At 45.5% G+C, this 18,833-nt stretch carries 18 protein-coding genes; 13 read left to right on the forward strand and 5 right to left on the reverse strand.

Annotated features, from left to right (window positions below):
• Positions 1 to 128: 128 nt before the first annotated feature.
• The 5 genes from QUB14_RS15615 (at position 129) to QUB14_RS15635 (ending at position 4,777) form a co-directional block, all read left to right on the forward strand.
• Positions 129 to 962 (forward strand): Crp/Fnr family transcriptional regulator, encoded by an 834-nt coding sequence (locus tag QUB14_RS15615; protein ID WP_445243782.1) that lies wholly within the window; start codon positions 129 to 131, stop codon positions 960 to 962.
• Positions 916 to 1,755: an HAD-IB family phosphatase gene (locus tag QUB14_RS15620; RefSeq protein ID WP_333217829.1), complete on the forward strand. Its 840-nt coding sequence runs from the start codon at positions 916 to 918 to the stop codon at positions 1,753 to 1,755. Before QUB14_RS15615 ends, QUB14_RS15620 begins: the two co-directional genes overlap by 47 nt.
• A gap of 190 nt (positions 1,756 to 1,945) precedes the next feature.
• Positions 1,946 to 2,566, forward strand: coding sequence for a methylthioribulose 1-phosphate dehydratase (gene mtnB / locus QUB14_RS15625; protein WP_333217830.1), 621 nt, complete (start codon positions 1,946 to 1,948; stop codon positions 2,564 to 2,566).
• Between the two features lie 145 nt (positions 2,567 to 2,711).
• Positions 2,712 to 3,746, forward strand: coding sequence for a patatin-like phospholipase family protein (locus QUB14_RS15630; RefSeq protein WP_333217831.1), 1,035 nt, complete (start codon positions 2,712 to 2,714; stop codon positions 3,744 to 3,746).
• Between the two features lie 218 nt (positions 3,747 to 3,964).
• The gene (locus QUB14_RS15635) at positions 3,965 to 4,777 is read left to right on the forward strand and encodes an MlaE family lipid ABC transporter permease subunit (RefSeq protein WP_333217832.1); all 813 of its coding nucleotides are present in this window, start codon (positions 3,965 to 3,967) and stop codon (positions 4,775 to 4,777) included.
• 170 nt (positions 4,778 to 4,947) lie between these two features.
• Here QUB14_RS15635 and QUB14_RS15640 read toward each other — a convergent pair whose 3' ends face one another.
• A complete protein-coding gene (locus QUB14_RS15640; protein ID WP_333217833.1) occupies positions 4,948 to 6,456 on the reverse strand; it encodes an SGNH/GDSL hydrolase family protein in 1,509 nt (502 codons plus the stop codon).
• A 207-nt stretch (positions 6,457 to 6,663) separates the two neighbouring features.
• Here QUB14_RS15640 and QUB14_RS15645 point away from each other — a divergent pair, with 207 nt between their 5' ends.
• Positions 6,664 to 7,008, forward strand: coding sequence for a hypothetical protein (locus tag QUB14_RS15645; protein WP_006633144.1), 345 nt, complete (start codon positions 6,664 to 6,666; stop codon positions 7,006 to 7,008).
• Positions 7,009 to 7,165: 157 nt separating this feature from the next.
• Positions 7,166 to 7,414, forward strand: coding sequence for a hypothetical protein (locus QUB14_RS15650; RefSeq protein ID WP_333217834.1), 249 nt, complete (start codon positions 7,166 to 7,168; stop codon positions 7,412 to 7,414).
• Between the two features lie 254 nt (positions 7,415 to 7,668).
• Here QUB14_RS15650 and QUB14_RS15655 read toward each other — a convergent pair whose 3' ends face one another.
• Entirely contained in the window at positions 7,669 to 7,869 is a 201-nt protein-coding gene (locus tag QUB14_RS15655) for a hypothetical protein (protein WP_333217835.1), read from the reverse strand.
• A gap of 264 nt (positions 7,870 to 8,133) precedes the next feature.
• Between QUB14_RS15655 and QUB14_RS15660 the strand changes: the two genes are divergently transcribed.
• Positions 8,134 to 8,526, forward strand: coding sequence for a hypothetical protein (locus tag QUB14_RS15660; protein WP_333217836.1), 393 nt, complete (start codon positions 8,134 to 8,136; stop codon positions 8,524 to 8,526).
• A 223-nt stretch (positions 8,527 to 8,749) separates the two neighbouring features.
• On the opposite strand, the gene QUB14_RS15665 is transcribed toward QUB14_RS15660, so the two are convergent.
• Together QUB14_RS15665 and QUB14_RS15670 are read right to left on the reverse strand one after the other, a co-directional pair.
• The gene (locus QUB14_RS15665; RefSeq protein ID WP_333217837.1) at positions 8,750 to 10,036 is read right to left on the reverse strand and encodes a glycoside hydrolase family protein; all 1,287 of its coding nucleotides are present in this window, start codon (positions 10,034 to 10,036) and stop codon (positions 8,750 to 8,752) included.
• Between the two features lie 413 nt (positions 10,037 to 10,449).
• The gene (locus tag QUB14_RS15670; protein ID WP_333217838.1) at positions 10,450 to 11,109 is read right to left on the reverse strand and encodes an NAD(P)H-binding protein; all 660 of its coding nucleotides are present in this window, start codon (positions 11,107 to 11,109) and stop codon (positions 10,450 to 10,452) included.
• A gap of 121 nt (positions 11,110 to 11,230) precedes the next feature.
• Here QUB14_RS15670 and QUB14_RS15675 point away from each other — a divergent pair, with 121 nt between their 5' ends.
• The 3 genes from QUB14_RS15675 to QUB14_RS15685 all read left to right on the forward strand — a co-directional run bounded on the left by QUB14_RS15675 (position 11,231) and on the right by QUB14_RS15685 (position 16,709).
• On the forward strand, positions 11,231 to 11,944 hold the full coding sequence (locus tag QUB14_RS15675; protein WP_333217839.1) for a DUF1997 domain-containing protein: 714 nt from the start codon (positions 11,231 to 11,233) through the stop codon (positions 11,942 to 11,944).
• An 867-nt stretch (positions 11,945 to 12,811) separates the two neighbouring features.
• Entirely contained in the window at positions 12,812 to 15,025 is a 2,214-nt protein-coding gene (locus tag QUB14_RS15680) for an ATP-binding protein (RefSeq protein ID WP_333217840.1), read from the forward strand.
• Between the two features lie 226 nt (positions 15,026 to 15,251).
• Positions 15,252 to 16,709, forward strand: coding sequence for a response regulator (locus QUB14_RS15685; RefSeq protein ID WP_333217841.1), 1,458 nt, complete (start codon positions 15,252 to 15,254; stop codon positions 16,707 to 16,709).
• Between the two features lie 145 nt (positions 16,710 to 16,854).
• On the opposite strand, the gene hisG is transcribed toward QUB14_RS15685, so the two are convergent.
• Positions 16,855 to 17,499, reverse strand: coding sequence for an ATP phosphoribosyltransferase (gene hisG / locus QUB14_RS15690; protein ID WP_006633153.1), 645 nt, complete (start codon positions 17,497 to 17,499; stop codon positions 16,855 to 16,857).
• Between the two features lie 198 nt (positions 17,500 to 17,697).
• On the opposite strand from hisG, the gene QUB14_RS15695 reads away from it, so the two are divergent.
• Both QUB14_RS15695 and QUB14_RS15700 read left to right on the forward strand, forming a co-directional pair.
• A complete protein-coding gene (locus QUB14_RS15695) occupies positions 17,698 to 17,964 on the forward strand; it encodes a hypothetical protein (protein WP_333217842.1) in 267 nt (88 codons plus the stop codon).
• Positions 17,965 to 18,137: 173 nt separating this feature from the next.
• Positions 18,138 to 18,788 carry a glutathione S-transferase family protein gene (locus tag QUB14_RS15700; RefSeq protein WP_333217843.1) on the forward strand — a complete coding sequence of 217 codons (651 nt, stop codon included), beginning with the start codon at positions 18,138 to 18,140 and terminating at the stop codon, positions 18,786 to 18,788.
• Positions 18,789 to 18,833: the final 45 nt, after the last annotated feature.

Raw genomic sequence — 18,833 nt, forward strand, 5'->3', positions numbered from 1 at the left:
AGCCGTGTGAGGTGAAAGTCTCACGCACGGTTCTGAAGGAGAGGTTAGGGGGGTAACTCCCTAATCGACTCTAACTGCTGGCAGAAGCTGTTTTTCTCACTGATCAAATATATCCCAGAGCCTCACCTATGCAATCAACTTCCACACCTCTAGAGACTATCGATAGACCTTTTATCACTTGGCAGCGAATTATCGACTGGGCCCAGGAACACTACCGCTGCCGCACTTTTAGCAAAGACGAGCGGATTCCCGCAAGACCCGGACTGCTGTATTTAGTTCAGAAAGGTTCTGTGCGGCTCGTAGGCAGCGCTCAAGTTAGCGCCGCAGCGGCGAAGTCAAAATCCGCTGACAAAACTACAGAAGAAGCTTTTTTGGGCTTCGTCGGCGCCGGTCAGCCCTTTGAACTGGTTGCTCAGTCTCCGTTTACTCTCCAAGCTTACGCTCATGCCGATCAAACTCACGTAGTGTGGATGTACTGGCACGACTTGGATAATTGGCCTCACTTTCGTAGGGAAATTTTGGATGCGTTTCGCTACCAGCACCAGCGGAAACTTCTCTGGCTGAGCACTTTGGGACAGCGCCGGACGATCGACCGACTGTTGGGATTTCTCACTTTGTTGATCGAGGAGTTCGGCGAACCTTACGTAGGTGAGGGCGAACCGGATGTGGTTCGGGGCTATCGGCTGCCTTGGGCCTTGACTCACGCTCAAATTGGCAGCGCGATCGGCTCAACGCGGGTGACGGTGACGCGGCTGATGGGTAAGTTGCGATCGAAAGGTTTGATTAATACTGAGGATGATAATTTAATCTGTTTGCCGGCTAAGTCTAACCCCCAAAAGACAAAAAACCAACAGCAGGACGTAGAAGATTCCCTGGAAGATTCCCTGGAAGATTCCCTGGAAGATTCCCTGGAAGATGAAGATTCCCTGGAAGATGAAGATTCTCTCGAAGAATCTGCATAAAATCCTGCGGGAAATTGCCAACAAACAGCGCGTCACTATTAGTTTTGGGCAGTCGCGCTCGATCGCTCGACAGTGTACGATGAATTGTGTAAACTTTTCCCGTTCTCGAAAGGTGCGACTGACAATGACCGATGACAAGCAAAAATCTACTATCCCGAACCGTCAGCAACGGGTGGTATTCTGCGACTTTGACGGCACGATAACCGTTGAAGAAACTTTTGTGGCAATGCTCAAGCATTTCGCACCGGAACTGTCGTCTCAACTGATGCCTGAAATATACGCTAGAAGGCTGAGTTTGCGATCGGGAGTGCGGCAGTTACTAGAGTCTATTCCCTCGGAATGTTACGGGGAAATTGTGGAATTTTCGAGGGGAAGGCTAATGCGGCCGGGATTGTTGGAATTGCTGGATTTTTTGGACGAGAAAAAGGTAGATTTTGCGATCGTGTCCGGCGGTCTTCGGATTATGGTAGAGACGGTAATGGGCGATTTGGTACACCGGGCGAGCGTTATTTACGCTGTGGATGTGGACGCTAGCGGCCCTCGGTTGCAAGTCAATTCTGAGTTGGAAGGAGATGAGGAATTGGTGGCTAAGGTGCGGGTGATGGCGCAGCACCCGGCCGAAGAACAGGTGGCGATCGGAGATTCGCTGACGGATTTTAATATGGCTTTGCAGGCTTCGTCGGTGTTTGCGCGCGATCGGCTTGCCGAGTATCTAGACGAACAGCAAAAGCCTTATACTAAATGGGATAATTTTTTTGATATCTTGGAAAGTTTGTCCCAGAAATGGAATTGAAATTACCGTAGGAATTGCGACAAAAAAATCGCACTATGCGGTATGTGTATTTAGTAAAATGCTGATGGCTCACCCTACGTTGAGAGCGATATGTATTGGTAAGCTTTGCACGGATTACCCTACGTTTAGATAGGTCAGCGCAATTCCTATTAACGTAAAAAATAAATAAAAAACTGAGGAATTATAAAGAATGAGTGGCGATTTGAGATCGGATTTAATTGCAGCAGCCAAACATTTTTACGATCGCGGTTGGATGGTTGGGACTGCTGGCAATCTTTCAGCCCGCTTACCAGATGGCAGTTTCTGGATTACTGCTAGCGGCCGCGCGAAAGGGCAGTTAACTGAACAGGATTTTCTCAGAATGAACTCAGACGGCGCAATTGTCGAGCAACCTGTTGCCGACAGCCGCCCTTCGGCCGAAACCAGCATTCATTTAGCCGTTTACAATTGTTTTCCAAACGCTAAAGCTTGCTATCACGTCCACTCGATCGAAGCAAATTTAGTTTCTCGGCTAACAGTAGGAGATGCAGTGCCTTTACCCGCGATCGAAATGCTGAAAGGTTTGGGGGTCTGGGAGGAAAACCCGCAAGTGTCGATACCCCTCTTTACAAATTATTTAGAAGTCCCTAAGATAGCCAAGGAAATTTGCGAATTCTTTGCGATTTGTGCGCCCTCTGTACCCGCTTTGTTAATTCGCGATCACGGCATCACAGTCTGGGCAGATTCGCCAGCCGCCGCTTACAATTACGTAGAAATTGTAGAATACATTTTTCGCTATACGATCGCAGCCCGCCAATTAAATTTAGATTGAAGATTTGGGATTTGAGATTGAGCGCTGCATGAATTCGGAATTATGTAGGTGCGCTAAGCACCTTACCGCTAAGATTAGCCTCTAAAACCAATTTTTGTATCCCGGACTGTAAGAAACGAGCAAATATTCAGAAGAGGCAACAGTTATGGCTAAATATACCAGGATTTTATCAATAGATGGAGGCGGAATTAGAGGAATTATTCCCGCGCAAATTTTAGTTAGCGTTGAGTCAAAGCTGCAACAAAAAAGTGGCAACCCAGATGCGAAAATAGCTGACTATTTTGATTTAATCGCTGGCACGAGTGCGGGAGGAATTTTAACTTGCATCTATTTGTGTCCTGACGCCGAAAATCCCACCAGACCTCGGTGGTCGGCCGAAGATGCTGTTAATTTTTCGATTAAGAGCGGCCGCGACGTTTTTAAAAGTTCATTATGGCAAAAACTCAGATCTATAGACGGTTTGATAGATGAGAAATATCCCGGCGAGCGCTTAGAACAGTTCTTTTTGGAAAACTTTAGAGATTGCCGCCTCAGCGAACTGCTGAAACCTTGTTTAATTTCCAGTTACGACATCGAAAGGAGAAAAGCTCACTTTTTTGATCAAATAGATGCTAAACAATATCCAGCAGAAGACTATTTTATTAGAGATATCGCCAGAGCGACATCTGCAGCTCCCTCTTACTTTGAACTTCCCAAAATCCGATCTTTAACCAACGAATTCTACGCTTTAATTGACGGGGGAGTTTTCGCAAACAATCCCGCACTTTGTGCCTATGCAGAAGTTAGAAATAAATTCAGGATTCCTGACGCTCGCCCCGACAAAGGCCCGACAGCACAAGATATGGTAATTTTATCGCTGGGGACAGGACAAGCTCAGAAAAAATTCCCCTATGAAGAAGCGAAAGATTGGGGTAAAGTTGAGTGGGTGGAGCCTTTGATTAATATCATGATGACGGGAGTTGCTGAAACTGTAAATTATCAAATGGTCCAAATTTATGATGCAATTGAAAGACCCAATCAATATTTGAGAATTAATCCAGATTTGAGCCGCGAACAACCGCTGCCGATTGATGATGCCTCGGAAGAGAAGATATCTGACCTGCTGAGAATTGGCAAGGAGCAAGCCGAAAAATATAATGAACAGTTGGATAAGTTGATCGACTTATTACTGGCGGAGTAGTCCTAGGATTTTAGATTTTAGATTTGAAAATGAGTGATGATTACCACAGAATCAATCAGTGCCAATCTAAAATCTAAAAAGGTAGAGCACACCAACCGCAGGGCTGGCAGACTAAAAATATATGTTGACAAATCGTGCAATAATTGCTTTAGGATTGCCGGAAATCTCTATGTGGCAATGCTTCGCTCTGTTTGCAATTAATCGCGAGCCATCAGTCATTGGTTAAAAAATACCAAGAAAAGCACGATCGACATTTAGATGAAACCTTTAATAACAGATGGTTTCAGCGGTTTTTCTTGACATTGTTCTTGGGCGGTCAAGTGCTGCTACGCATACTCCAAGGCAAAATTGACCACCGCAAAATCATGGAACATTTAGTAACAGTAGGCCTGGATTCTTTGCGATCCGTGCTGCTAATAGCCTTTTTTGGGGGCATGATTTTTACCTTTCAATCCGCCCGAGAATTGGTTCGCTTTGGCGCGGTTGAGGCGGTGGGAGGTCCTTTTGCTGTGGCATTTTGTGGGGAATTAGCACCGCTTTTAACGGCGGGCGTGGTGGCGGGACAAGTAGGTTCGGCCTTTGCGGCGGAGATAGGAGAAATGCAGGTGACGGAACAAATAGACGCCCTGTATATGTTAAGAACAAATCCGGTTGATTATTTAGTAGTGCCGAGGGTGATAGCTTGCTGCATCATGCTGCCGATTTTAACAATTTGTGCGGTAGCGATGGGGATTTTGGGCGGGCTATTTGTAGCGGTTAATTTTTATAATTTGGAACCGTCGGTATTTTTGGAATCAGTGCGAACTTTTTTGGCGCCTTGGGATTTAGTAACTGTGGCGATTAAAAGTTTTATTTTTGGGTTGATAATTGCCCTTGTCGGTTGCGGTTGGGGATTGACGACGGTGGGCGGAGGGAAAGGAGTAGGCCAAGCTGCCACGGCGGCGGTGGTAACTTCTTGGGTGTTGATTTTTATGGCGGATTTATGTTTATCGCTGTTGATGTTTCAGGAGTTGGGGAGTCCTAGAAGTTGATAATCTTGGCGATTATAGCCGCAGTCAGGAGTCAAGATGCTTAAATATTAAGCGTTTGAACAATCATCAACGCCCTGCGCCGCCAAGGCGATGGCTATAAAAAAATTAACATGAAGATTTTTTTAACCGTAGATGAACGCAAATAAACGCTGATAAAATTGCATCAGCGTTCATCGGTTTTCATCCGCTGATATCTGCGGTTTCAAACTCTCAACTTGAGATTTTAGATTGGAGAAAGGAGGGCGATACACTCGAATTGCCCCAATAGGAACTTTCCCATCTGTTTCGGGGACGATTTCGAGGGTGTGTTTGGAATTGCTCAAATTCTGAGCCAATGTTGTAGAATACTCGCGGCTTGAATCTGGAATTTGTGGAGGAACGTATGAATCCACAAACATTGGTCGCACCTGCCAGGAAATCTCAAAGCCTTTAGGCGTCGGTTTTTTAGAGTATTCATAAGAATTTTTCAGCCACCAGTTTCTCGGTTCAATCACGACGCGACCCGAGTTTGAGACAAACAATTTGTCGTTTGTACCGCTGCCGTCGTAACCTGTTTTAGAACCTACAACGTCAAATTTAAACTTGCTGGCGTCGCTGTTAATCTCAGTAATTACAGCTTTCCAGTCCTCGACGATTAGCGGTTTTTGGCTGGATACTTGGAGAATAGCGGGCCAAGGAACGCCAAGGCTAAGGCTAGGTCTGGTGATGCTGTAAAGTTCAGGAAATTCTGAGGGTTTTTTGCCGTCGATCGCTATTTTAGCAGAGATTGCCTTGCCGTTGAAGGTTTTATCGGCGATCGCATCTATTCTATTCCCTTCAAATTCTAAAACCAACTTGCCATCTTGCCACTTAACATCCCTGCCAACTGTATAGGTTTTCACTAAATCCTGCGGCGGTTGAAAAGAATTTGGCTTGTATCGCAGGTGCGGTTTTATGAGAGCAGCTAGGAGAAAATTTCCCCAATCATTGAGGTGAATTTCATCGCTCAATAGCTGTTTTGGCTGCAAGCGATTATCTTTCAAATACCGCATCCAAGGTTCACGAATTTCGGCGATTTCGCAGCCGTATTTATCGGCCAACTCAGGCAGCAATTTAGTAGAATGAGTGTTGTGCCATTCGTATCTGCTGACTGAATTTGGATCGTCGCTGTTGCCTGTCGGCATCCAGTCGATGTGGTCTGAATGCAAGAGTATTTCGCTAGCAGTGCGGCTGCGGACATTGGCAATTATGGTTTCGTAATCTTCACCGCCTCCGTAAACGTGAAAAATTAGCAAGTCTGGATAAAAAGGATACAAATCGTGTTCGCTGGGACGGATTAAAATCGGGGCTGCAAATCCTCCGATTGCCCGATTTTCCACAATCAAATCTGCATTGGGAAATCGCTGTCTCAAATCCTTCACTACATCTTTCCACCAATCTTGTGCTGTGATGGATTGACCGTAGAATAGGATACGCACTTGGCGGCGGTCTGTTGGAGTGCTAGCTGCAAGTAGCCCCATCGTCCTTTGAATCCTCGCTCCAAAAGTAGCATTATTTTCAATAGGAGCAGGTGGGGGGAATGGCGTATCGAGCGCTATTTTTTTGATGAGCGGAACTAACAGAAAGCTCAGACACAAAAAAAGCAGCCACAAGTAGCGATAAATCTTGGATTTTCTGCTATTTCTTTGGTGTTTTGCCATTGTTTTATTTTTCCCTGTCCGTTTCACTTCGCTCAATGCGACTGTGGGATGAATGCTACGCCTCTAATCAGTAGCTGTAGCGTGCTTGTGGGCGTACCTCACGAGTAGCTGTAGTGTAGGCTGTATGGAAATATATTACCAAATTGAGCGCGACAAAAAGTGATATAATGCCAGCTAATTAATTGCAGGAGATCTATCGCACGTCAAATGGATTACAAAACAGCCCGCAGTTTTCTGATCGACCAAGGAACCGCCCTGGAAACCAAGAAAAATCCCGACGCCTTCCTGATGCGTCTCAAACAAGGTCAGCCCCCCGTACCCGGACAGGTGACATCGATTTTATTAGCTTTAAAAATATTGTTTGAAGGGCTGCAAGAATCTCCAATGCTCGATCGACAATTGATTTCGGCACTGCATTTACTCTCAGTAGAAGGTTTGCAGCAATTTGAAGCTGGACTCGGCAGAGGAGTTTCTTGGCCACCGCTGCTGAAGGAAGACTTAAATCGAATTGCGATCGCAGTCAAGAATATCTTTTCCGGCGTCTGGCAATAATTAGCTCGGCAACCACCGCTCCCCATACCCACCGCCAGCATACTCAACTATTTATCAATTTTTTGTAAAATTTTCTGTTAAATTTGCTACCTTTACCCTCGAAGTGTGGCATCTTAATATAAGAATCGGTTCTAACAAGCAATTGGAGAAACTACTCATGAACGCAGAAGAAAAAGCTAGACAACTAATTGCACGAGAAAGGCAGCATAGCGAACACTTGCAAGACTCTATGCTCAACCGTTCCTCCCACGAGCTAGAAACACCTAGCGAAGGAATTGCTGAAGAAAAAGCCAGAGAATTAATGGCTCAAGAAAGGCAGCACAACGAACACCTGCACGACTCTATGTTAAGCCGTTCTTCCCAAGAGGTAGAGGCATCGATCGCACCCGATGACACTCACAAATAAATTTTGTTAACACAAGACTTACGCACACACACTAAGAAACCGGGTTTTTATACCATTTTTCATACCCTAACAAAGGGCTGTAAAAATGTTTTTGTGTAAACAACCAGGTTTCTGCGTCCCAGAAGAGTTCAGTACCGTAAAACTCTACTCAAATCGAGAAGAATTTTAGGTGGAATCAAAACAGCCCCTGCTCGGTTGGCAGTCGCTATCACAAACATCCACGCGCCATATATAGCACTATAAAATGCCAAGTTCTACTGCTCGCGAAAGCTTTCGAGGGATGCCAAAAGAGCTGGCAGCCCGGCCAAGGTAGCAGACACCAAAGCCTCATCTTTGTAAACTCGCGATCGGAGAATATTGGTACTGTTAGACGCAGAGGTGAAAGAGCCTCGTAGTTGGGAATTTTCGGTTTCAACCCGCCCTAAATTTTTTGTTTCTTGCGTCACGCCCAACATAGCTGTATCCTCGTAGTATAGTCAATTAATCCTAAATATTCGCCCGTAAAGTTTCTCAGGGCTTGCTGTATATTTCTATTATTAGTCAGATAGGTAACAGAGCTGAAACCATGAAATAATTATTCACGATAGGTAGGGATAAACTTAAACTTCATCACAACTTTTATTAATTTGTTACACGGCGGGTTTGTTTAAGCCGATCGCCCACAGCGACTCAGCCACCAGGCAGCAAAATCACTGATTTCACAAGAGGAACGCGGATCAATGATGCTAACTCTTAGTCCAGCAATAGTTATAAGTCAAATCAAGCCGACTGTCGAAATCTTGCGCGAGGGAGACTACCGCTACCGAGACTCCTTTGCGATCGATCGACCTTTCAGAGAAATCCAATTTCGCAAACAAGACAGATACATCACCGGCAGCGATTCAGACAAACGCACTGGCAAAAGTTACTGCTTCCGGGGAATCCCCCAGCACAACAACATTATTAACATCACGGTAGCGATCGAAATTTCCCCAAAAACAGCACAGAAAACCGAGTGGAAATTAGCACCCGGAAACCCCATTAATTTCGACAACTTTTATCCGCTGCAAGCTGGATCGGGATTAGAATTGTACAAATGTTTGACAGCATTTTTACCCAAATTGAAGGATTAGTTATTCGTTACTTTTTAGTGGTGATTTCTTAATTTCTTTGCCTTGTTTATCACCAATAAGATTCGTTAAGCTGTTGTGCATTTAAGTTGTATTTTTAGGGCGGGCGAGACGCCCACCCCACAATAATTTCATCAAAGTTGACTGTAAAATGTAGATGCACCTCAGCTTAACAGCTAACAGTTAACCGTCAACCGTCAACTGTCAACAGCCAACATTTAACTCCCTAAGAACCAGCATTTTCCAATTCTTCCCGCAGCATTTCCCGGTAGACTTTCGGCAAACGAGAACTCATAGAATTGTTCTCAATTCCATATCCCAAACTCGTCCAAGTTCCTGAAAGCATCCGCAATACCTCAGTTAATCTTTCCTGGCGCAACATCTCAGGAATATCGGCTTTCCAAAACTTGCGATCGCTCAACCAAGCATAAACCACAGCATCCTGATCTTCTGGTTCAAAACTGTAATCTTCCCAGAATAAAAAATTAGCACGACGCGCCTGATAGCGCTTCGCCTTCTCCTTCCAAGTCGTAGTCAGAAATTGATACCTGCCCGCAGCGGTAGTACACTTGCCTCGATTCGGGCCCTTAACAATCTTCACGCACCAGTCAGGATGGCGGCTCAAATCTAATATATATTTGCCACCGTAAACAACGTGATAAGGGCGAGAAACATTCGACTCGCTAGCAGAAATAGTTCGCATCAGCGCCCGAATGTAAGGATCGCCGGTTTTCATAGCCAGCGGCGGGAATTTTCTCCCCTCACTCGCCGACTGTGATAACTGCTGATTTCCCCGCAAATTAGGAACCAAAAAAACACCGCCGCTAATCACAGCGCCGATTAAAAGTATAAATCCGAGGATTTGAATCTCCGATCGCCTCAGCAAACCTCTTTTTCGACGGCCAAATTTCTCAGCTTCCAGCAAAGTCATTTCCATTTCCGAAATTTCAACCCATTTTCGAGCCACCCGCATCCGGCGCACCCGAAAATCGTATTGATATAGGGGGGCCGCTAACAGTGTTAAACTCGATAAAACCCCCGCCAATTTAATCGACCAGAAATCTAATTCACCTGCTACCGCAACATTTGTCAGAGTAGATATTCCTGTTAGTAACTGAGCCGGATCGATCGATCGCGCTGGCCAATAAAAAATCGCAAGTTGCACCAACAGCGACAGATTAAATGCAAAAAAAATCACTACAACAGCATTCAAGCCTTCTCGCAAGTGCGATCGAATACCTGTGTGCCTGCGCTGGAACTTGCGCGCAACGCGAAAGCGCCCCGGCAGCATAATTAGTAAGGGATTTAAGATTTTGACGGAGAACAAATGAAAAACAAAAAACACAGGCAACTGAATCAGCCAAGCCGCCAGCAGTAGAGTCAGAAAGCCGATATCGTCGCTGACAAAAGGAATGCCCCTGCGAAGGACAAAACTAAAACTCTGAGCGAGAGCAAATGCCCTTAACCACGAAATCGGATAGGGGAACCAAGCTGGCCACTTGAGAGTTTTCATGCTGGGAGAGGGAAATTTCAACGGCGAATCGTAAAACTATTAAGATTTTGCCAGATTTGGCGATCGGAAAATTGTTGTAGGGTGCGTCAGCCCAAATCTTTGACCCAAATCACATCTTGCACCATTCTCGATAAGCCTTTTTTGGGCGGGCTCTCCTGCCCACCCCACAAGAAAATGCACTTTTTGTTGTGGAACAGGCATCTTGCCTGTTCTTGACAATGGTGCAACATCTCATATCATTTCCGGTTACACTCATACATGATGTTGACGGTTGACTGTTGAGAGTGAACAGTCAACAGTCAACCGTCAACAGTGAACTCGAATTTACTATTCCGATGCTAACGGATTTGATATCAGATCCAAATCAAAGTGTTTTTAGTCTGACGCACCGAACCCAAGCGACGCTAATTCAATCAAATCACACTGGCAAACAACTCCTCAAAACTCTTTTGCGGAGCCTCCGACTTCGCCACAATTTCCACAACCTTGTTGCGAGAAGCCGGCTGAAACAGCGCCTCCACGCACACTTGGGCTACCTTAGTGCGGGGAATGCTGCTCTCAAACATTTTGTCCGCACCAGTCATGACGATCGCATCTGAATTATCCTCATTTTTGAGACCGCCCGGACGGACGATCGTATAAGTCAAGCCGCTTTTTTGCAAATATTCCTCGGCTTGCTTCTTCCAAACCAGAATCAGCCAGAACAAATTCAGCGGGTGAAAAAACTGAGAGACGCACAGAGAAGTCACAAGCACAAAATGCTCAATGCCCTTAGCCTTAGCTGCATCCACCAAATTTTTAGTACCTTCAAAATCCACCTTGTAAGGCGCTGTCGGGTCAAAACCAGGGGCCGCCCCTGTCGCGCACAGCAATACCGTACTATCGCCGATGGCATCGCCCAGGGAAGTCGCATTTAATACATCCCCAGTCACTAACTCAGCCTCCGGTGGTAAAATTTGTCTAGCTGTGTCTAGATTTCGGACTAAGGCGCGCACGGGAATACCTCGCTTGACCAATTCTGTGACGATGCGGCGGCCAGTCTGACCTGTGGCTCCTGCTACAAATGCTTTCATAAGTCGAGTTATGCTGGATTAGGGTAAGTTTTGTTACTATCAATTTCTCAATTGTAGGGAGGAAACTTCCTTAACACATCCCCAACCAGATTGATTGGCGTGTATAACAGGAGAGCATAATATGAAGCACGATTCCGCTGAATATCAAACTGTTGAAGCTTCTGACGAAAATTGCTACCCAGATGCGAGTTTCCGACAGCCCGAAAGTGGAAGCGCGGATGCAGGAGAGGAAGTTGAGCCGATTTGGTTTCACACGCATTTTGAAGACAGCATGGAGATGTACGCAGATGCGGAGACGGTGGGGAACCATTTGAACAACCACAAGACTTGGTTTTGCCACTGCGCTTCGCCGATGAAGGCCGAGCCGCTCGGAGAAAACGGCTATGATTTATTAATCGGGCGTTTTGGGGCTTTCGGCTACCGCGTTGAAGCGAGAATTGGTTTAGAATTGCTGCCGCCTGACGCTGAAGGCTGCTATTTGATTAAGACAATTCCGGTTCCGGATTATACCTCGCCTGGGTATGAAGTGGATTTTCGATCGGCAATGAAGCTAGTGGAGATACCGTCTCAGGAGTTTGCCGCGGATTGGCCGAGCTCGGAACGTGCTAAGCTGCCGCCTGCGATTACCATTACTAGCTGGAAGCTGGATTTGGCTGTGGGGGTTTGCTTTCCCAAGTTTATTCGATCGATGTCTCAACCTTTAATAGAAAAAACCGGCGATGCGCTTTTGGAAAAAATCATCAAACAAGTTAACCGGCGCTTGACTTATAAAACTCAGGTTGTTTTTCACGAAAGTTTGGGCATTCCTTTTCCGAAAAATCCTAAGAAACATTAACAATACTTACGCTCTAACCTGTACGGCATTTAAATTGTATGTTAAGTGCGGGAGCTCCTGCCCGCTCCACAAGAGTAAAAATTTATTTTACTCTGCCATTTAAACGCGGATTAGCTTAACTCACATTTGTAGGGTGTGCACTGTGCACACCTTACTCATAAGTGCGATCGTAATAACTCATATCATTGTAGATTTTAGAGTTCGGCGCGAGCGCTCAGTCGCACAATTTTAGATTAAATTATTGGGAATAACTGATTGTGTATGGTTTGGGTTCACGAGCCTAAAGTTGCTTTTTTGAAACTCAGAACACTGTCTCCGGGTGGTTAGGGCGCGCCTTATGCCTATGTTTTTGAATCCAACACTTGCTTGAGCAGTTAATCTAAATAACTAAGTTATTGCTAATAAAATTTAAGGGTAAGGTCATGATTGCATTTGACCTATAGAAATCATTGCACAAGTCGTAATTTTTTTATCCCACCCCAACCCTCCCCGAACCTGCTTAGAGGGAGTAAGACATTCACAAATGATGCGATGATTGCTATATGGTGATTCCTTATCGCCGGAATTAGTTTTTATTATGGGTCAATTTAGCACAGGGTTGGACACAATACTTTCAAGTCAGATGCCATCAAGTTCGACAACATTGTTATTAAAAAATTCTGCTTCTGTCATAAGGATTTCCCTCCTTATTGCCTGATGATTAAACAATAGCCGGCGCAGTTCAAAGCGGGTTCCGATCGCCCTCGGAAACCAGCAAGTGTCTCAGATCACAAGACCGATCGATCCCCCTCACTGCCCAAAAACCTAAAATTATGTCACATTAAGTAAGGGATTATAAAATAATTATTGCCATATCCCTAGAAAGTTATGACAACAAAACTAAGAGCTACACACACAGAGAAAATGGAGAGAGACTTGCACCAGTTGAGGGCAGACCAAGAACTGATTCTCAACCAAGTAGACAATGCGATCGCTCTGTTCGACTCGTCTGACTGCTTAGTTTTGTTTAACAAAAAATTGGCCGGAATTTGGGATCTCTCCCCAGAATGGCTGGAAACAAAGCCGAAGTGCCACTTGCTGTTTGCGGCAATTGTCGATCGGGGTTACTTGTCTGTTCAACAGTGGCAAGAGTTTCAGCAAGCACTCGAAACATCTCAGCATGAAAGTTTATCATTTTATTTCGAGCAATCCAATGCGGTTTGTTTGGAGGTGTGCGCCACGATTACCAACAGCGGCGGACGGCTGTTAACCTTTCGAGACGTTACGATATACCAAAACTCCCAAGCTAGCTTGAACGCAGAAGTCAGGCGGCTGAGCTTTCTTTTAGGTTTAACCGAACGCCTGCAAAAGTCTGACAGTTTGCAAGAAATAGGTCAGTTTGCCCTCACCTATCTGGTAGAGGCAATGAATGCAGCTTTCGGAGATGTCAAGGTGATTAGCGGCAAGGGAAACGATCGGCAAGCGGCGGCGATTTCCAACCACATTTCTAGTCAATTTCTGGCTACTTACGGGGAACCGGTAGTCGCAGGAATGCAAGAATTGCTCGACCAAGGCATTCCCTACGGCATGGGTTTGCTGTGGGAAGTGGTGAAAACTGGTAAACCTGTGTTCGTAGAGGATTATGCCCAACATCCCAATGCCGTGCCGGAATTTCGGCATCCGGGAATCGGACAACTGGGCATTTTTCCGATCGCAGCTACCGACGGTACAATTATCGGAGTGCTGACGCTGGAGTCGCGCAACGTCAAAAAACTGCAAACCGCCGTCCACCAAGAAGTGCTGGAGGCTGCTTGCCGGACTCTGGGGGCGGCGATCGAGCGGGCTCAGACACAAGAAAACCTGCGCCAAGTTAACGAAGAATTAGAGTATTCTTCTCAGTTGAAATCCGAGTTTTTAGCCTCAATGTCCCACGAATTGCGGACGCCTCTCAACAGCATTCTCGGATTTTCTGACTTGCTGCTGCGACAAACAGCCGGACAGTTGAGCGATCGACAAATCAACTATGTAGAACTGATCGAAAAAAGCGGTCAGCACTTGTTGCAGCTAATCAACGATATTCTCGATCTTTCTAAAATAGAAGCCGGGAAAGTAGAACTAAACTTACAACCTGTGCGCGTTCAAGAACTCGCGACAGACTGTCTGAAAATGATGCAGCCACGGGCAGACAAAAAGCGAATCGGTTTGTCTTTAGAACTCGACTACCGTATTACTAAAGTTTGGCTCGACGAACGGCGAGTGCGGCAAATTGTGATTAATTTACTTTCCAATGCCATCAAATTTACCCCCGAACAGGGACAAGTTAAACTCAGCGGGCGTCTGGTCTACGGCAGTGAAATAGACGGCGACTACCGGCCGGATTGTTCTCCTGTAAATGCCAGCACTCCTTATTTTTGTTTTGAGGTGCAAGACTCCGGCATCGGCATTCCTCAAGACCGCTGGCACTTGCTATTTCGACCTTTTCAACAGGTGGATTCTTCCCTGACTCGGCGGCACGAAGGTACAGGTTTGGGTTTGGCTTTGACTAAGCGTCTGGCAGAATTGCACGGGGGAACTGTTTCTTTTCAATCTGTTTGCGATCGGGGAAGTCTTTTCCGCGTTTGGCTGCCTTTGACGGAGATGCGTCAACAGTTGGGAAGCTTTGCTTCTTGTGCTTTGGATAGCAAGTTAGTGCCAGGTTCTGCGATTGCTTTACCCATTGGCAGGAAGCGTATTTTGGTTGTCGAAGACCAGCCTTTTAACCAATTGTTAATTTCTGAGGTGATGGAATTAGAGGGGTACGGGGTAGAGATACTCGCGGATGGGAAGGTGATGGCCGATCGTATTCTCGCCGCCTCTTCTGCCCCGGAGTTGCTGCCGGATTTGATTTTGATGGACATTCAGTTGCCGGATGTTGACGGCTTTGAGTTGATGCGCCGAGTTAAAGCAGATCCTGTCTGGGACTCGGTACCGATGATTGCGGTGACGGCGATGGCGATGCCCGGTGACAGCGATCGATGTTTGGAAGCTGGCGCTTCTGCTTATTTGAGCAAGCCACTGGATTTGAATTTGATGATTGCTACTGTCCGTTCTTTTCTGGGCTAACAATAATTATTTGCAGTTCCAGCACCGCCATTTATGATAATTGATAACAACAAAGGTTAAACTCAAGAGTAGATAAATATGTATATGACTTGCCCGCACTTGCCTGCGAAAGCTGGTTCCTACGAAAAATATCGAGTTTAGTAACGAGAAATATACGAATCAACCAGTTTTCGAGCTTCCCCACGCGCAACTCCCGAGCTAAATTCAATATATTATATCATATTCGATGTCAAACAAGTCGCCCTGCATCATGTTGGTTGATGACGAGCCAGCTAATCTGATTTTACTGGAAGAGTTATTGCACCTGAAAGGATACGCTACAGTATCAGCCCTATCTGGCCATGAAGCGCTCTCGCTTGCCCGCGCCTCTCGACCCGATTTAATTTTACTAGATATTATGATGCCGGAGATGGACGGTTTTGATGTGTGCGATAGCCTGCGGAAGGATACCGCATTGCAAACTGTACCGGTAATTTTTTTAACTGCCCTCGATGACGATATGTCTCGCATCAAAGGGTTAGAAATGATGGCCGATGATTATTTGACAAAGCCTTTTAACAGTCGTTTGTTGCTGGCGAAAGTGGAAAATATTTTGCAGTTGAGTCAAATGCGATCGCAAGCTGTATCTTCCCAACTCAACCAGCAAGTCAAAGAGCAAAGCAAACGCCAAATCGCCGCAGCTTGGGAAGCCAACGAATATCTTTCAGAAAAATTTCAGCTATTTGTGCCAGAGCAACTTCTCGGACGAATTGCGCCGCAAGGAATAGAATCTATTCAGTTGGGCAATGTCACAGAAGAAGAGCTGACGGTTTTATTTTGCGACATTCGCGGGTTTACTGCGATCGCGGAATCTCAACAAGCTCGCGAGACTTTTGAATGGTTGAACGCTTTTTTTACTAAAATGAACGAGTGCATAACGTCTCACGGCGGGTTTATTGACAAATACCTAGGCGATGCAATCATGGCAGTATTTGACAAGCCGAATTCTCACGCTATGGATGCGATCGAAGCCGCAGTAGCAATGCAAGAAACTTTGCAAGAATTTAATGCCAGTCGCCACCAATACAATTTAGAATCTCCCGTCAATATTGGTACGGGAATTAACACAGGTATCGGCATGATCGGCACTTTAGGTTCCGATCGCCGCATGGACTCTACAGTCATCGGCGATGTGGTAAATACAGCTTCTAGGTTAGAAAATTTAACTAAAATATACGGTTGCCAAATTATTGTTAGCGAAAATGCGATCGTTCATGCAAGAGAATTTCTACATGGCATAAGTTCCAACTCAAAATCAAAAGAAAGTCTATTATTAAAGTGCGACTTGGAAGTGGAAACACAGGAGACTATTACTTCTACTTCTGAGGCGACTGCTACAGACAGCGGTTTGGCAAGGAACAATTATTACTATCGCTGGATAGATCGAGTAACTCCGCGCGGCAAGCAGCAAGCTATTGAAATCTACGAAATCTGGGCAGCCTCCTGTCCCGACTCTGAGGCAAAGCAGCTTACCCAGGGTTTATTTGACAAAGGAATTCAAGGATGGCAATCCGAAAAGTTTGTCGCCGCCTTGAGATATTTTCAGCAACTAATAGAACAAAACCCTGCGGATACAGTTGTCCGTTTTTATATAAATCGCTGCCAGGAAAAACTAGGTTTTTTACCGGGAAATAGCACTTCATAAAGATTTAACTTTTAGGGCGAGCTACAAGCCCACCCTACAATAGTTTAGACTTAGTGCAAAAGTCCCCAACTATCCCGCATTGCGTCTGTGGTTTCCCTATCAATGAAAGATTTATCCAATAAGTCTACTCTAATTGGAGTTAGCATCAAACAGTCGTCAAAACTTGCTCTCTCAACTTCCCGATTAACTCATTCACACCTCCGGTATTCAAACGGTAACTCAAAGGATGACCGATTAAATAAGCCGAACTTTCAAACAAAACATCAATTTCCACCAAACCATTTTCCCGCAACGTTTTGCCAGTCGAAACCAAATCCACAATTGCCTCCGACATACCCGTAATCGGCCCCAACTCCACAGAACCGTAAAGCGGCACAATTTCCACCGGCAAATTCAAATTGTGAAAATATTCCCTTGCACAGTGTACGAACTTAGAAGCAACTCTACCGTGAGGAGGCAAATCCACAGTTCGTCGATAAGAACTAGATTCCTTCACCGCCACCGACAGCCGACACTTGCCAAATTTTAAATCAATTAAATTGGCAACTTTCGGCTTTTTTTCCCGCAAAACATCATAGCCAGCAATCCCCAAATCCGCTTGACCGTATTCCACATAAACCGGCACGTCGTGCGTCCTTACTAGCAAAGCTTTGGCCGTACCGGTAGGGTCATATATTTGAAGTTGTCGGTTAGAGGAATCGAGAAAAGCACTGAAGTCTAATCCAACCGATTTAAACAGGCGAATGCTATCTCCTAACAATCCGCCTTTGGGAAGTGCAACAGTAATCATGTCAATTTCTAGAGTGTAAATTGCTCAATTTGGGAAGGGGGCGATCGCGGTCTAAGCAGAAACAGCTTTTACCAAACTCAGAATAACACATAGAGTTCATAGCGAAAAATAAATTTTGGCTATTGCTCGATCCTTTGTTTGGGTATATATTATATTTAGTAAGTTTTTATGTCGTCACGTTTTTCAATGGCGGTCAGTATGGAAAACAATCAAGAGTTTGAGAGTCAAGAAGTTGACAGAAAATTTCACAATGTAGACCCAGCTTCCCTAAAAAAAATTACAGTAGATGAAATCCTCTCAGGCGGTGGTGTAGAGGCAGAGGAAATGCACTATACAGTAACCGTACCTACCGCTAACGATGCCAAAATCCACAGAGACAGATCATTCGATGCCAAATCAAGTGTGTTCGATACAGCCCCCCGATCGCAGTTTGCAGAAAAACGCGGAACGCTGGGAGGCTGTTAATCTAAAATGCTTGCAGAGGCTGGTGCAGAAAACGGGCCGATCCTCTTCGAGGGCTTCGCTAACGCGCGTTAGCGAAACCCTCGAAGAGGATCGTCATTCAGTCTCACGCCTTTGTGTATTCAACTCTAAAACTTAAAATTTAACTGGGATTGCAAATAGCTGAAAGTTAAACTATGAGCGAATTGACACTTGTTATTGGTAATAAAAATTATTCGTCTTGGTCGCTGCGTGCTTGGCTGGCGATGAAACAAGCTGGACTGGAATTTGCCGAGGTGAGAATCCCTTTAGACTGGCCTACAACGCATGAAGAAATTCGGCGCTATTCTCCTTCGGGAAAAGTGCCAGTTTTAATCGACGGCGATCTGAAAGTGTGGGAATCATTAGCAATTTGCGAATACGTTGCCGATCGCTTTGCAAATGATTTGTGGCCTGCAGATGTAGCGGAACGGGCGATCGCCCGTTCGATTGCCGCCGAAATGCACGCGGGGTTCCAAAATTTGCGCGACAATATGCCGATGGACTGCCGCAACCGCTATCCGGGAGAAGGGATGACTGCCGGTGTAGAAGCAGAGATCGATCGCATCTTTACCATTTGGCGCGAATGCCGCCAAAAATTCGGGACAGGCGGCAATATGCTATTCGGAAAATTCACAGTTGTTGACGCTATGTTTGCCCCCGTTGTTATGCGTTTTGTCACCTACGGAGTTAAATTAGATTCATCAGCCAAAGCTTATGCGGAGGCTATTTTAGCCTTGCCTGCCATCCAGGAATGGGTAGCAGCAGCTTGGAGCGAAACGGAAAGTATTCCACACATTAAAATCTAGGATAAATCAGTTTACTTAACCTAAAATCTCAAATCTCAAGTTTGA

The organism is Microcoleus sp. B3-D2, from assembly GCF_036705345.1.
In the GTDB taxonomy this organism is placed as follows: Bacteria; Cyanobacteriota; Cyanobacteriia; order Cyanobacteriales; family Microcoleaceae; genus Microcoleus.